The sequence below is a fragment of the Virgisporangium aurantiacum genome (assembly GCF_016863635.1).
GTDB lineage: Bacteria > Actinomycetota > Actinomycetes > Mycobacteriales > Micromonosporaceae > Virgisporangium > Virgisporangium aurantiacum.
In genome coordinates, this window is the sequence record NZ_BOPG01000047.1 from 97,219 (window position 1) to 112,847 (window position 15,629).

Sequence of the window (15,629 nt, forward strand, 5' to 3'; positions counted from 1 at the left end):
TCCGGCTTTGACATGTCAATACAATGGGACGCCGTGAGCACTTCCGCGGTTACCGCAACCTCGTCGGGCAACGCCGCATACCACCGGCTGCGCCGGGCGATCGTCCGGCTGGAACTGCCCCCGTCGTTGCCGGTCTCCGAGACCAACCTCGGCGACCGGTTCGGGCTGTCGAAGGCGGCCGTGCGGTCGGCACTGGCGCGGCTGCGCGCCGAGGGCCTCGTGCTGGCCGAGCCGCGGCGCGGGCACGTGATCGCGCCGTTGACGCTGCGCGACGTCCGGGAGATCTACGACCTACGGCTGCTGGTCGAGCCGGCGGGCGCCCGCACCGCGGCCACCGTGCTCAGCGCCGGCGCGGTCGCCGGCCTCGCGGCGCGGGTGAACACCCTGTCGGTGGCCGACGAGTCCACAGTGGAGGAATTCCTCGCGGTGAACCGCGACATCCACGTCACCGTCGCGGCCGCCGCCGGCAACTCCCGCCAGGAGGCGCTGGTGCAACGCCTCCTCGACGAGAGCGAACGCGCGATCGCGGTGGCGTTCGCGGCCGGTGTCCCCGGCGGCGCCACCCGCGTGCGCGGCGAACACCTGACCCTGCTGGAGGCGCTGGCCGCCGGCGAGGCGGCGAACGCCGAACGGGCGATGGCGTCGGCGATCAGCCGCTTCCGCGACGATCTTCTTCAGATCCTCGCCGGTACCCCCTCGGTTCTGGACGCGGAACTCTGATCAGTCCCGGGTCGATCACCTCGTGCATGAGATGCAGCGGCGCGGTGCCGACGCCCAGCCGCGTGAGCGCGTCCCGGTACCGCTCCGCCACCGCGGGCTCCACGAGGCCGCGCACCGCGGGTAGGCCCGGATCCGCGGCGCGCGCCAGCGACTCCACCTGGCACGAGGCGAGCGTTCCGGGCACGCGCGGCTGGGCGGCATAGCGTTCCACCACGTCGGGCGGGAGGTCCGGTGCGGTGATCCGGTCGACCGCGCCGACGGCGAGCAGACCGCCGCCCACCACGAGGATGTCGCGCCGGCGGCGCATGCGATCGAGCGCCGCGACGGGATCGATCGCGGGTGGGAAGGAGTCGTCGACGACGATCGTGCCCGGTCTCAGCGTCGCGGCGTCGAGCGGCGCGGTGGTCGCGCTGGTGGCGGCGACGATGAGGTCGGCGTCGGTCCAGTCGCCGGTGGACGCGTCGTAGCCGGCGTCCCGGAGGCGCTGGCACAGGTCCGATCGCATGGTGAGCGTGGCGGGGAGGTCGCAGAGCAGCAGTCTCCGCGGCTTCTCCGGCAGCAGGGCGAGTACGAGGTCGAGGGTGGCCCGGCCGATGGAACCGAGGCCGAGAAACGCGATAGTGCCCGGCTTCCGGCCGGCGGCGTCGAGGGCGGCGAGCACGGTGCCGGCGACGGCCACGGCGGTGGCGGCATGGCCGGTGGTGACCGTGTCCGTGTTCTGCAGCGCGAACCCGTAGCCGGTGAGCGAGGGCAGCATGCCCGCCAGCGACACGGATTCCGTGCCGGCGACGGCGACCGCCCGGGTCACCTCGGCGGCGAGATCGTCCACCGTGGACAGTTCGTCGGCGAACCGCGGCAGGCACACGTAGCCGGACCGGCCGAGCGCCGTCTCGGTGACCTCGAGGAGGCGCGGCTCGCCGGTGGGGAACAGCGCCGTCCTGATGTGGTCGCGGGGCACGGCGTTCAGCGGGAGGCCGGCCAGCGCGGCGAGATGCGCGGGGGACGGAAGGTATCCGACGAGCGCGGCGTCGAGCGTCCCGCTCCACGACCCGGCGCTCCGGTGCGCAGTGGCCCGCATCAGGTCCGTGCGGATCTCGTCGACGAGGGCCTGCGATTCGCCGGCGGCGCGCACGGTGAGCAGCAGCCCGTCGGCGGTCGGGCGGGCGGCGAGGAAGAAGTCCGTGCCGGCGGCGGGCGGTTCGAGTTCGGTGCCGGGTTCCCACTCGGCGGTCAGCCCGGTGGCTGGTTCCGTGGTTCGTGCGAGGGCACTGAAGTCGAGGTAGGTGAAGAAGGCGTCGACGTCGCCGTCAGGCGTTCCCGCGTCTTCGGCCTCGCGGGCGGCGGTCACCGCGGCGATCGTGTGACGCAGGTCGGCGTCGAACGTCGAACCCGATGCGGGGCGGATGGTGATCGCGCCGACACACGGGCCGAAGAGGCGGTTCAGGTCGGGGAGCGGGTACTCGCGTCCGGTGGTGGCGACGCCGATCACGACGTCGCGCCGGCCGGTGTGCCGCCGCAACGCGCGCAGGTAGGCGGTGAGCACGGCGGCATGCGGGGTGGCGCCGTGCGCCATGGTGAGCCGGCGCAGCCGGTCCGTCGTGCGGGTGTCCACAAGGGACTCGGCGGTGCTGGTTTTCGCTTCTGCAGGGCGGGGCCGTAGCGTGGCGCCGGCATCGGCGATCGCCACGTAGTCGCGGAACGTGCAGCGCAGCGGCGGCGGCCGATGGTCCGGGTCGCGGTAGCGGTCGAGGAGCTCGCGGCTCAACAGCGCCGCGCTGTACCCGTCACCGATGAGGTGGTGCGCGTGGACGATCAGCACATGCTCGTCCGCGCCGACGCGCACCAGCCGCAGGCGGATCAGCGGCCACGCCCACGGCTCGAAGCGGCGCGCCCGTTCATCGGCGACCGCGGTGTCCACTTCGGACGTTTCATAGGTGACCGGCAGGCGCAGGGAAGGCGGCAGCTCCTGCTGCACGGGCGGCCGGGCGCCGGCCGGGAACACGGTGCGCAGCATGCCGTGCCGCTCGACGAGCGCGTCGACGGCGCGCTGGAACCGGTCGCGGTCGAGCGGTCCCCGGAGCCGGACGCGCGCGAGCCAGCCGTGGTTGCCGTCCGGGTCGACGGCCTCGGCGAGCAGGAAGCCGCGCTGGGAAGCGGTGAGCGGGAAGGGTTCCGCGCTGCCGCCCGGTGCGGGCTGTCGCCCGGGCCGGCTGCCGCCGGTGTCGCCGACGTTTGCGCCGCCGGCGTCTGTGCCGGCCGCGTCTGTGCCGGCGTCTGTGCCGGCCGTGTCTATCGCGGCGGCCAGTGCCTGCACGGTGCGGTTCCGGTAGATCGCCGTGGGGCGGGGGAGATCGGCGAACTCGTCGGCGAGGCGGGCGAACAGGTCCAGGGCGAGAATCGAGTCGCCGCCGAGCGCGAAGAAGTCGTCCCCGCGTCCCACCGGACCGACGCCGAGCAGAAGCGACCACACCGCCGCGACCGACTCCTCGGTGCGACCGCGCGGCGGGCCGCCGATCGCGCCCTCGCGCGGCGCCTCGACCAGTCGGCTCCGGTCGACCTTCCCGGCCGCGGTCAACGGCAGCACCGCGACCGTGTGAACGCGCGCGGGCACCAGATATTCCGGCAACCGCTCGTCGAGGTACGCGCGCAGGTCGGCACCGGACCCGGCGCGCACCTGGACGTACGCGACGAGCCGGTTCCCGTCGGGCAGCACGGCGGCGTGCTCGACGTCGGGATGTCCGCGCAGCACGGCCTCGGCCTCGCCGGGCTCGACGCGGTGACCACGCACCTTCACCTGGTCGTCACGGCGGCCGACGAACTCCAGCGCACCGTCGGGCCGTCGACGCACGACATCGCCGCTGGCATACAGGCGTTGCCCCTCGTGCCACCGGAACGCGGCCGCGGTGCGCTCCGGATCGTCGAGGTAGCCGGGGCTCAGGCCCGGGCCGCCGATCAGCAACTCGTCGTCGACGATCACCAGAGTCGCACCGGCGGCGGGCCGTCCGATCGGAACCGTGCGGGCGCCGTCGTCGGGCCGGCGGTCGACGACGTGGTACGCGGCATTGATGGTGGTCTCCGTCGGGCCGTACAGGTTGGTGATCCGCGGCCCGGCGCCGAACAGGTCGAACCACCGCCGCACCGGATCCGCCCGCAGGGGCTCGCCGCCGACGTGCACCCAGCGCAGCGCGGACAGCTCCGGCCGGTCCCCCCGCTTCTCCGCGGCGACGAGCAGCCGTTCCCACAGCGCCGGCACCGAACTCCACACGGTGATCCGGCCGCGCTCGACCAGGCGCAGCAACGCATCCGGGTCCAGCAGCAGGTCACGGCCGACCGGAACCACGGTCGCTCCGGCGAGCAGCGGCGCCAGGATCTGCCGCACGGAGGCGTCGAAACAGATCGGCGCGGGTTGCAGCATCCGGTCGCCCGGCCGGTAGCCGAACGTGTCGACGGCCCAGTCGAGGTAGTTGGCGAGCGCGCCGTGCGTCACCGGAACGCCTTTCGGGCGTCCGGTCGACCCGGACGTGAACATGATGTAGGCGAGGTCGCCCGGCTGAGGGTCCACAGTGGACGCGTCGTCGTCGACGGTCGAGAGGTCGAGCCGGTCGAGGCCGATCGCGGCCGCCGTCGCCGCGGTGGCCGCGTGGCACACGACCAGCCGGGCGCCGCACCGGTCGAGCTGATCGCGCAGCCGGCCGGGCGGATGCGTGGCGTCCAACGGGACGTACGCGGCACCGGCGGCCAGCACACCGACCACGCCGACGACGGTGTCGACGCCGGGCGCGGTCAACAGCCCGACAGGCGCACCGGTCGAGCGCCGGCGGAGCGCACCGGCCAGCCGCGCGGACGCCCGTTCCAGTTCCCCGTAGGTGAGCCGTCCACCGTTCAGGTCGTCGACGGCGACCGCGGTCGGTGCGACGGCACACCGGTCGAGGATCCGCCGGACGACACTCCGCGCGTCCGTTGTCGTCAGCGCGGCGAGGTGCTCGTCCGCGAGACGGGCGACGGTGTCCCGGCGGAACAGTGCCAACGGGAAGTTCCACGACAGGTGCAGGACGCCGTCGACCTCCCAGGCGAGCAGGCTGAGCCGGGTGGCCGCCGACCCCGTGCCCGCCGCGGTGGCCGTCACCTCCGGCAGGCCGTCGGTGTCGACGGTGACCGGGAAGCGGGCGAAGCTGAACCCCGCCGCCGGTGCCCGCCCACCGGCGGCCGACGCGAGCCGCCCGATGTCCACACCGGACACCGAGCCGTGCCGCTCCGACTCCAACCACGCCTGCCGCACCCGGACCGCAATGTCGGCGACGCCGTCCGCCGGCCGCACGTCGACCACCACCGGCAGGACGTCGGCGAGCGGCCCGATCAGCGTCTCGATCCCGGGAACCCGGACATGCCGGCCGGACCGGGCCACGTTCACCGCGATCCGCTCCTGCCCGGTCCACGTGGCGAGGCACCGCAGGTAGGACGCGAGCACGAGGTGGAACAGCGAGACGCCGGCCGCGGCAGCCGTCGCCACCAACGCATCCGCGCCGGTCCGCACCTGGTACGAGACCAGCGGCGGAGCGGGTGACTCGGACGGGTCGCCGTCGTACGGCAGCCGCAGGCCCTGTGGATAACCGGCGAGCGCCGTCCGCCAATAGGCGAGATCCGCTGGGGACGGCTGCGCCGACGGCAGTGCTGTGAACGGACCGGGTGGTGCAGAATCAGCACCGTCGCGGTAGATCGTCCACAGTTCCTGGCACAGGCGGTGCAGGCTGTACCCGTCGACGGCGGCGTGATGGCCGACGAGCACCAGATGCGCCACGTCGTCGCGTGGCTCGCGGGCGAGCACCGCTCGCAACGGCGCCTCCCGGGTCAGGTCGATCGGCCGGTTGCTCGCCTCCTCCTCGAGCGCCGCGACGGACGTCCGCAACTCCGTCTCGGTGAACCACGGCGGCGGTCCGTCCACTGTGTCCGGTGGCCCGATCACCTGCCGTGGCTCGGGCCCGACCAGTCGCATCCGCAGCATCGGATGGCGCGCCGCCAGCACCGCCAACGCGCGGCCGACGCGGGCACCGTCCAGCGGGCCGGCGACCGTCTGCCGCACGTAGCCGAACGCGGCCACGTCCGGATACATGCGGCCGGCCGTGTGGAAGGCGAGCTGCACGGGCGTCAGCGGGGCGCCTTCGGCGTCGAGGAACGCGGCGAGCGCGTCGACGGTGTCGTGCTCGAAGAGGAGCGTCGTGGGCAGCTCGCGCCCCAGCCGCTGCTCCAGCTTCTTGACGAGGTCGACCGCCGTCAACGAGTCGATTCCCTGTCGTAGCAGTGACTCGTCCGTTCGCAGTTCCCGGCCGATGTGCCGCTCGATGAGAAGCCTGATGTCGGCGCGCCCGGTTCCGGGTGACGCGGCGTCGTCCGTCCGCGATCCGCGCCGCACCGCGGCCCGGCCGTTCCCCGCGCCGTCGCCCGCGATCAGTTCCGGGCCGTCGGCGGTCAGGGCCGCCCGCAGCGCCCGCAGCGCGGTGGCCGGTTCGTGGACGGGCACCCCGCCGGCCGTCAACGCCGCCGTCAACCCCGGCGTGGCCATCCCCGTGTTCGCCAGCACCGGAAGGTGGACGGTCACGGCACCGGGGCGGCCCGCGGCGAACGCCGCCTGGAAGCGGTTGGCGGCGGCGTAATCGGCGAGGGTCCCCGAGAGGTCCGGCCGGATCGCCACGATCGACGACGCGCACACGAACCGGCGCGGCGTGCGGTCGTGCCGGTCGAGCGCCGCCGCCAGCAGGTACGTGCCCCGCACCTTGGGCGCCAGTACGGCGCCGATCTCGTCGTCCCCCTTGGCGGTCAGCGTGCCCGGGCGGAGCGCGCCGGCCAGATGGAACACGGCATCCAGCGTGGGGGTCAGGTCGGCCACGGCCGCGGCGAGCGCGTCGACGGAGCCCGGATCCGTGACGTCGCACCGGATGTAGCGGGCTCGCGCACCGAGCGCCCGTAGCTCCGGCAACAGTCCGTCCGGTGATTCGGCCGCGCGGGCCGCCAGGATGAGCAGCCGCGCCGAGCCGTCCGCGGCCAGGTCGCGGGCCAGTGCGCGGCCCACGCCGCCGGTGCCGCCGGTGATGAGACAGGTGCCAGCGCTCCGCGACGGACCGGCGACGTCGACCCGCTCCGGCACGCGGGACAGCCGGGTGCCGGAACGCCACGCGACCACCTCGGCCGTGCCGGGCGACGGCGGTGCGGCCCGCTCCCGGGCCAGGGCGGCGGCGTGCTCACCGGCTCTGTCCATCGTGGAGAGATCGACCACCCGGACGCCGACCCCGGCCAACTCGGCCGGCAGCGCCAACGCCAGCCCCGCCGCCACCGCCTGCGTCGGCCGGACCACCTCGCCGGGCGCACCGGTGCCGCACATGTCCTCGGTCACCAGGAGCACCGCGGGCCGCTCGACGAGAAGCCCGGTCAACTCCCGGACGGCCGCGACCGCCGCACCGACCGCCGCGTCGAGCGCCTCGACACTGTCCACAATGGATGCCGATCCGACCCGGTGCACCACCACGGGACGGGTGCCGGTATCCACGATCGGTGCGGGCCGGAAGACCGGACGGTGCAGCGCGATCGGGAGATCGATCCAGTACCGCTGACGCTGGAACGGGTAGGTCGGCACGGGCACCCGAACCGTTCCCGCGTCCAGTGCGGTGCGATCCAGCGGAAGGCCGCTCTCCCAGAGCCGCCCGGCGAGGGCGAGCAGCCACCGCCCGTCGGCGTCGGCGGGCACGTCGTAGACGCGGCCACCCGGCACCGGAGCCGAACAGGCGAAGGCCACCACGACGTCGAACCCGGCTATGCTCCCGTCCCGGCTCCCGGCCCGGAGCACCGCGTCGGGCCGGATCCCGGCCGCGACGAGTCGCCGCGCCAACGCGACGCCGACCCCGACCGCCGGCCGGACCCCGGGCACCACGAACGCGACCCGCCCAGCCGAGGTCCCGCCGCCGTCCCGGGGCGGCTCCGTGGGCAGAGCCGCGGCCACGTCATCGGCCGAGTCGCCGTCGACGACCACCGCCCATCGGTGCGGCCCGTGATCGCGGGCGGTCCCGGCCGCCGCGCAGATATCCGCGGCCCCGAGGTCCGGCCGGGCGAGCGCGTGCGCACGGAGCGCGGCCATCGCCGCCGTGAGGGCCGCCGGCGTGTGCGCCGACAGGGTGAGCAGATGCGGCCCCGGCCGCCGGCCCGACCGGACCGGTGGCGGCGCCTCCTCCAGGATCACGTGGACGTTCGTTCCGCCGAAGCCGAATCCGTTGACGCCGGCCAGCAACGGGCCGGTGCCCGTCCACTCGACCGGGTGGTCGACCACGGCGAGCCCGGCGGTGTCGAGGCCGAGCCGGGCCGAGACCGGCTCGTGGTGCGGCGACGGCGGCAGCCGCCGGTGGCCCAACGCCAGCACCACCTTGACGAGCGCCGGCATGCCGGCCGCGTTCAGCAGGTGACCGAGGTTGGCCTTGACCGAGCCCAGCCAGCGCGGCCCGCCGTCCGCCCGCGGCGGCAGGGCGCGGGCCAGCGACCGGACCTCCATCGGATCGCCGAGCACCGTTCCGGTGCCGTGAGCCTCCACATAGGACACCCGGGCCGGGTCGACGCCGGCGTCACGGTACGCGCGGGCGATCACCGCCGCCTGGCGGGGCGGGTTCGGCGTCAGGACGCTCAGCGAGCGTCCGTCGTTGTTGACCGCGCTGCCACGCACCAGCGCCAGCACCGGATCGCCGCGCCGGCGGGCGGCCGCCGCACCCGTGAGCACGAGCGCCGCCGCGCCCTCGCCCGGCACGATGCCGTCGGCGTCGGCGCTGAACACCCGGCACCGCCCGGTCGGCGAGATCGCCTGTGCGTCGTCGAGTGCGTGGTACGCGTCGGCGGTCAGGTTGAGGTTGACCCCGCCGACGACGGCCAGATCGCACTCGCCGGCGGCGATGCTGAGCCGGGCCAGGTGCAGCGCCACGAGGGCCGACGAGCACGCGGTGTCGACGACGAGGGCCGGGCCGTCGAGGTCCAACGCGTGCGCGAGGCGCGCCGCCACGAGGTTGCGCAGACCGCCGATCAGGCCGGCCCGGGGGGAGGCGTTGCGGCGCACCAGCTCCAGGTATCCGCTCTCGCCGGCGACGGCGAAGACCCCGACCCGCAGGCCGTTCCGGCGCACGCCCGCGTAGCCGGCGCGCTCCAGCGCCTCGTGCGCCACCTCCAGCAGGATGCGGGTCTGCGGGTCGGTGTGGCGCGCCTCGTCGGCGTCCACTCCGAAGAACGTGGCGTCGAACGCGGCCGGATCGGCGAGGAAGGAACCGGATCCGGCCCAGCGGGCGGACGCCGTGACGGCATCGCGCCCGGCGAGGAGCGCGTCCCAGAACTCCTCCGGTGTGTCGGCGCCCGGAAACCGGCACGCCATCCCGATGACGGCGACCGGCCCACCGTCCCGCCCGGCGCCGGGTCCGGTCCGCGCGGCCGGCGAACGCTGCCCGCTCAACAGCCCGGTCAACGCCGCGATCGTCCCGTGGTCGCGGAGCACCACCGGATCGAGGTCGACGCCGTACGCGTCCTCGAGATCGGCGAGCACCTCCATCGCGGTCAGCGACGTGCCACCGATCTCCAGGAACCGGTCGTGCGGCCCGATGGTCGCCGGATCGCGTCGCAACGCGCGACCCCATGCGCGCCGCACGACGCTGTCGGCGGAGACGGGTGCGTACCCGCCGGCCTCGAACCGTTCGCGGAGCAGCCCGCGGCGCACCTTCCCGCTCGTGGTGCGGGGAAACGTCGCGAGCGGCACCACGCGCACGTCGGAGTGCCCGGTCGCGGCGGCGATCCGTTTCGCGACGGCGTCGAGCGGTGCCCGGCGCGGCACGAACACCACCACGCGGTCGGCGCCGGTGGCGGGATCGGGCGACCCGACCACGGCGCACGGTCCCGCCGGCAGGCCCGGTGTGGCGGCGGCCACCGCCTCCAGGTCGGACGCGTGGAACGTCGCCCCGTTGACGAACACCACGTCCTTGGCCCGCCCCGTGACGCACAACCGTCCACTTCGGAGGAACCCGAGGTCGCCTGTGCGCAGCCAGCCGTCCACAAAGGACTCGGCCGTGGCCTCCGGATCGCGGTGATAGCCCCGGGCGACGTTCGGCCCGCGCACCTCGATGTGGCCGATCCGGTTGTCCGGCAACGGGTTCCGGCCGTCGTCGACGATCCGGACCGTACACCCCGGCACGGGGAACCCGACGTCCATGAACTCGGCGACGTCCCCACCCGGTTCCGCCCGGCCGGCCGCCGGCGCGGCGGTGTCGGCCGCCAGCGCGACGGTGTCGGCCGCCAGCGCGACGGTGTCGGCCGCCGGCGTGGCGCGGCCGGCGGCCAGCGCGGCCGTGTCGGCCGTCAGCACGGCGCGGCCGGCGGCCAGCGCGGCGCGGTCGAGTTCCAGCGGAACCGCGATCTCGCCCAGCGGCGGCGCGCACACGCCGAGCGTCGCCTCCGCCAGCCCGTACACCGGTTGCAGCGCACGGGGATCGAGTCCGGCGGCAGCGGTCTTCGCGAGAAACGACCGCCACACGGCCGGCGCGATCGGTTCGGCGCCGACCGCGCACAGCCGCACCGCGCTCAGGTCGAGGCCCGCCAGCACCCGGTCCGGTACCCGCCGGACCACCAGCGCCAGCGCGAAGTTCACCGCCGGCAGCACGGTCGCGCGGTGCCGCGCGGCGATCTCCAGCCACCGCGCCGGCCGCTTCGCGAACGCGACCGGGCTCAGCACCACCTGCCCCATCCGCGCGGCGAGCGGCGCGAGATGGCCGCCGATCAGGCCCAGATCGTGGTGGAACGGCAACCAGGTGACGATCACATCGGACGCGGTGAGCCCGCCCCCCACCGCCGCCTGCTCCAGGTTCGCGACGACGTTGGCGTGCGTCACCTCGACGCCCCGCGGATCGCCGGTGCTGCCCGACGAGTACTGCAGGAACGCCAGGTCGCCCGGCGCCGGCCGGTGCGGCTCCACGGAAGCGTTGCGCCGCAACGAATCCAGCTCGCTCCGCGTGACGATCGGTGGATGGTCGAGGGCCGTCGACACGGCGTCGACCCGGGCCTGGTCCGGGGCCAGCGGGACCGGTACGAGTCCGGCGAGCACCGCTCCCCAGAACGCGGCCTGGAAGTCCGCGCTCCGGTCGAGGCGCAGGATCACCGGTGTGCCGGGCGCTCCCGCGATGGCGCGCAGGCCCCCGGCCACCCGCAACGCGTCGTCGCGAAGTTCGCGGAAGGTGACCGGGTGCTCGGCGCCGTCGCCGTCGACGTGCACGATCACCCGGTCGGGCGCCTCGTCGGCCGCGTGCAGGAGCACGTCGACGAGGGTCACCGGAACTCGTCGGTGTCGCGCAGGGTCCGCAACGCGGCGGCGAGCGACGCCGGACCGTCGGCGCCCAGCACCCGCTTCAACATCGTGTTGAACTCGGCGACCATCGGGCGTACGAGGTTCAGGGCGGCCGTTCCGGCGGGGGTCAGCGCGAGCAGGTGGGCGCGGTGGTCGTCCGGGCTGGGATGGCGGCTGACCAGGTCGGCGTCGAGCAGGCGGCGCACCATCGCCGTGACGGCGGACTCCCGCTGCCCGAGTGCGGCGGCCAGCTCCCGCTGCGTGCTCATCGGACGGTCGTGCAGTGCGAAAAGTGCACCGGTCTGTGCGGTGGTGACACCGGCGAGGTCGACGCAGCGCCGGTCGGCCCAGATCCGCAACCGGTGCGCGGCCTGCTGGAGCAGCAGGAACACGCGCTGGTCCGGTTCGCTGTCGGCCTCGTCACCCATCGCGTCATCCTGACAGACTTGACCCCACCGACCCGGCTTCCTAGGCTCACTTCACTACTGAAGTGAGGTGACGCATGGACATCGTCGACGTCTGGGCACAGCACCCGACCGAGCGGTTCACCACGATGCCGTGGCTGGAGCCGCTGCTCCGGTGGACCCAGAGCGCCGGCCCGACCGTCGGCCGCACCCTGCCGGTGGAGGCCACGGTCGGTGCTATGGACCAGGCCGGCGTCAGGACGGCGCTGCTGTCGGCATGGCACGCACCGACCGGATCACTGATCTCGAACGACGAGGTCGCCGAGGTGGTCACGGCGCACCCGGACCGGTTCGCCGGGCTCGCCGCGGTCGACCTGGACAACCCCGTCGCCGCCGTGCGTGAGATCCGCCGCGCCGTCACCGAACTGGGTTTCGTCGGCGTCCGCATCGTCCCCTGGTTGTGGAAACTGCCGCCGAACGACCGCCGCTACTATCCGCTCTACGTGACGTGCGTCGAACTCGGCGTGCCGTTGTGCACCCAGATCGGCCACACCGGGCCGCTGTTCCCGTCCGAGCCGGGACGCCCCATCCCGTACCTCGACGAGGTGCTGCTCGACTTCCCCGACCTCGTGGTGATCGGTGGCCACGTCGGCTATCCGTGGATGGGCGAGGTGCTGTCGCTGGCCACGAAGTACCCGAACTTCCACATCGACACCTCTGCCTACGCGCTGCACCGGCTGCCGCCCGAACTGGTCGACTTCATGCGTGGCCGCGGGCGGGGGAGGGTGCTGTTCGGGTCGAACTGGCCGATGCTGAGCCCGGCGCGATGCCTCGAACACCTCGACAAACTCGGTCTGGACGACGAGGCGCGGGCCCTGTTCCTCGCCGGCACCGCGAGGCGCCTCTTCTTCGCGAGGTCGTGACCCCGGCGATAAGATCACGTATGCGCACCTTCCCGATTCCCGGTTCCGCCACGCCGTCCGTCGTCGTTCCCGCACCCGCGCCCGGCTTCGGGCAGTGGGTGGGCGCGCCCAGCGCGGCGCTCACCGACGACGGGATCGCGATCGCGTACCGGCTGAGGCGCGTCGATCAGCGCGGCGCCGCGGTGGTCATCGTGTCCTCAGTGGACGGTGTGCGCACCGAAACCGTTGCCACGCTCGACAAGGACCGCTTCGGCGCGGAGTCCCTGGAGCGGCCGGCGCTCGTCCGTCGGCCCGACGGTGGGTGGCGCGTCTACGTGTGTTGCGCGACGCCGGGCAGCAAGCACTGGTGGATCGACGCCCTCGACGCCGACGATCTCGCCGGCCTCGCCACGGCCGAGCCGCGAACCGTCTTCCCCGGCGACGACAGGACGGGCGTGAAGGACCCGGTGATCCGGGTGATCGACGGCCGTTGGCACGCCTGGATCTGCTGCCACCCGCTCGACATCGTCGATGCCGAGGACCGGATGACCACCGCCTACGCCACGAGCGACGACGGCCTCACCTGGGAGTGGCACGGCACCGTGCTCGCCGGTCGCCCGGGGGAGTGGGACGCGCGCGGTGCCCGCGTCACCGCGATCCTTCCCGACGGCCGGGCGGCGTACGACGGCCGGGCCACCGCCGAGGAGAACTTCGACGAGCGCACCGGCGTCGCCGACCCGGTCGACGGGCGTCTCGAAGCGGCCGGCGAACCGGTGGCGGCGGTGCGCTATCTCGACGTGCTGCCCCTGCCGGACGGCGGATTCCGGCTCTACTACGAGGCTCCGCTCCCCGACGGCAGCCACGAACTCCGCACCGAACTGGTCACTGCGTGAGCGCGTCCAACAGCTTGCGCAGCGCCGACTGCGCCGACGCCGAGATGTACGGCCCGACCGCCACCAGCGACGCCAGGAGGGCCGACGCCTCGCCCGGCGTGAACGTCACCGCCGGCAGTTCGCGCCGGGCGTCGATCCGGTAACCGCCACCGCGTCCCCGCCGCACCTGCACCGGAACGCCGGCCTCCACGAGCCGCGCGATGTCGCGCTCGACCGTGCGAACCGTGGTTCCGGTGCGCAGCGCGAGATCCCGGCCGGGGACGAACCGGGGCGCCCGCGCGCGCAGCTCCTCGATCAACGCGTGCTGCCGTTCGATCAGCGGCAGCGCCTGATGCAGTTGCACGAAGCCGGCCCGGTTGCCGGGTCCCACCAGTCGCGGCACGGGCACCCCCAATTTCCAAAGACCGACATAGCGCGGTCGGTTATTCGATCCTACGGTCGGAACATGCGGATCGAGATTTCCCCGGACCAACCCGCCCTCGACACCGAATTGCGGATCCGCCTCACCGGCTTCCCGCCCGGCGAAACGGTGCGATTGCGCGCCTCGCAGCCCGGCTGGGCGTCGGAGGCGAACTTCGTCGTGGACGCCGACGGCACGGTCGATCTGGCCCGCGACGCGCCCGTTGCCGGCTCCTACGAGGGCGTCGACCCGATGGGACCCGTGTGGTCGATGCGCCCGGCGGACGATGCGGTCGGCGACCCGCCGGAGCTGACGCTCAGCGCGTCGGGTGTCGCCACAACCGTTGTGAGGCACCGGATTCCGGCCGGTCTCGTGCGCACCGAGGTGACCGACGGCGATCTGTACGGCGTCCTCTATCACCCGGAAGCGGCGGCGAACCTCACCACGGCGGTGCTGTTGTGCGGCGCCGAAGGCGGCATCCACGAGGACGACGCGGCGTTGTTCGCCGCGCACGGATACGCGGCCCTCGCGCTTGCGGTCTACGGCGCGCCCAACCGCCCACCGACGATGAAGGACATCCCGGTCGAGTACTTCGCCCGGGCACTGGAACACCTGAGTGGTCTACCGGTCGTGAACCCCGGCAAGGTGGCGTTCGTCGGCGGTTCCAAGGGCGGCGAGGCGGCCCTGGTCGCCGGCGCCACGTGGCCCGGGATAGCCGGCGTGGTCAGCATCGTCGGCAGCGGGGTCATGACGCAGGGCATCGACCAGAGCATCTTCACCGGCTCGTTCCTCGACATCGTCACCACCCCGGTCCCGAACTGGACGCAGGGCGGCAAACCGTTGCCGTTCGTGCCGAACGTCGTGACGCCCGAGGTGGAGAAGGCGATCGCCGACGGGGAGCCGGTGCGGCTGCGCGACGTCTTCGAACCCGGCCTGTCGCTCGACATCCTGGCCGCCGCCACGATCCCGGTCGAACGGATCTCCGGACCGGTGCTGTTACTGTCCACTGAGGACGACGGTGGCTACGGCCCGGCGTTCCATCAGGTGGCGGCAGACCGCCTTGCGGCGCACGGCCGGCCGCACGAGCACGTCGTGTACGCCGGTGCCGGTCATCTCATCGCCGCGCCGCCGTACACACCGACCACCGTCTCGATCGGCCCCGGCCCCGGAGTGCGGTTCCGGCACGGCGGCACGCCGGCGGCAACGGCGGCCGCCCGGGCCGACGCCCATCGCCGCGTGCTCGCGTTCCTCGCGAGCCTTTAGCTCCACAGCCCGAGATCGTCGAGGTGCTTGACCAACCGGTCGGCGCCGTCGGTGAAGTGGCGGCTCATCGACGCCCGGGCGCCCGCCGCGTCGCCGTCGCGCAGCGCCGCCAGCAACGCCTCGTGGTCGGTGCGCATCGCGGCCCGCCAGCCCGGATCGGACGACAGGAACCGGGCCGGGGTGTACAGCGTCGCGGTGCGCAGGAACCAGGCGAGCTTGCGCGCCTCGGCGATCAGGTTGACGGCGCGGTGGAACTCGAACTCCAGCCGCTCGATGTCGGTCACCCGGCGGGTCCGGGTGGCCGTGCCGAGCTTTCTGTCCAGTGTGGACAGTTCCGCCAGCTCGGAGGCGGTGATCCGGGCGGCCACCCGGGCCGCCAGCTCACCGGCGATGTCGCCCTGCAGGGTGAACACGTCGAGGATGTCCTGGCGCGACATCGGCGCCACCACGTACCCTCGCCGCGGCTCCAGCTCGACCATGCCCTCGCCGCGCAGCGTCAGCAGCGCCTCCCGCACCGGGGTGATGCTCACGCCGAGCTGCTCGGCGACCTCTTCCAACCGGATCCGCTCGCCCGGCCGCACCCGACCGGACATGATCTGCGACCGCAGGTGCCCCGCGACCTCCTCGGAAAGCTGCGGTCTCATTGCTCCTCCTCCCCGGCCGGGATACGGTATCAAATATCAAATCTGCGGAGGT

At 73.8% G+C, this 15,629-nt stretch carries 8 protein-coding genes; 4 read left to right on the top strand and 4 right to left on the bottom strand.

Translation table 11 applies throughout. The annotated features are described in order from the left end of the window. The first annotated feature begins 33 nt into the window (after window positions 1-33). Window positions 34-720: a GntR family transcriptional regulator gene (locus Vau01_RS35110; protein WP_204002012.1), complete on the top strand. Its 687-nt coding sequence runs from the start codon at window positions 34-36 to the stop codon at window positions 718-720. On the opposite strand, the gene Vau01_RS35115 is transcribed toward Vau01_RS35110, so the two are convergent. After that, entirely contained in the window at window positions 650-11,056 is a 10,407-nt protein-coding gene (locus Vau01_RS35115) for a non-ribosomal peptide synthetase (protein ID WP_204002025.1), read from the bottom strand. The two genes, Vau01_RS35110 and Vau01_RS35115, sit on opposite strands and share 71 nt — an antisense overlap. Further along, on the bottom strand, window positions 11,053-11,499 hold the full coding sequence (locus Vau01_RS35120) for a MarR family winged helix-turn-helix transcriptional regulator (RefSeq protein WP_204002028.1): 447 nt from the start codon (window positions 11,497-11,499) through the stop codon (window positions 11,053-11,055). The genes Vau01_RS35115 and Vau01_RS35120 overlap by 4 nt, the downstream gene beginning before the upstream one ends. Before the next feature lie 74 nt (window positions 11,500-11,573). On the opposite strand from Vau01_RS35120, the gene Vau01_RS35125 reads away from it, so the two are divergent. After that, complete coding sequence (locus Vau01_RS35125) at window positions 11,574-12,398, top strand: amidohydrolase family protein (protein WP_204002031.1); 825 nt, start codon at window positions 11,574-11,576, stop codon at window positions 12,396-12,398. A gap of 20 nt (window positions 12,399-12,418) precedes the next feature. Continuing rightward, window positions 12,419-13,270: a glycoside hydrolase family protein gene (locus Vau01_RS35130; RefSeq protein WP_239152107.1), complete on the top strand. Its 852-nt coding sequence runs from the start codon at window positions 12,419-12,421 to the stop codon at window positions 13,268-13,270. Here Vau01_RS35130 and Vau01_RS35135 read toward each other — a convergent pair. Further along, on the bottom strand, window positions 13,260-13,652 hold the full coding sequence (locus Vau01_RS35135; RefSeq protein ID WP_204002034.1) for a helix-turn-helix transcriptional regulator: 393 nt from the start codon (window positions 13,650-13,652) through the stop codon (window positions 13,260-13,262). The two genes, Vau01_RS35130 and Vau01_RS35135, sit on opposite strands and share 11 nt — an antisense overlap. 63 nt (window positions 13,653-13,715) lie before the next feature. Between Vau01_RS35135 and Vau01_RS35140 the strand changes: the two genes are divergently transcribed. Continuing rightward, a complete protein-coding gene (locus tag Vau01_RS35140) occupies window positions 13,716-14,933 on the top strand; it encodes an acyl-CoA thioesterase/bile acid-CoA:amino acid N-acyltransferase family protein (RefSeq protein WP_204002043.1) in 1,218 nt (405 codons plus the stop codon). Here Vau01_RS35140 and Vau01_RS35145 read toward each other — a convergent pair. Then, window positions 14,930-15,577: a GntR family transcriptional regulator gene (locus Vau01_RS35145; RefSeq protein WP_204002045.1), complete on the bottom strand. Its 648-nt coding sequence runs from the start codon at window positions 15,575-15,577 to the stop codon at window positions 14,930-14,932. The two genes, Vau01_RS35140 and Vau01_RS35145, sit on opposite strands and share 4 nt — an antisense overlap. Between the last annotated feature and the right edge of the window lie 52 nt (window positions 15,578-15,629).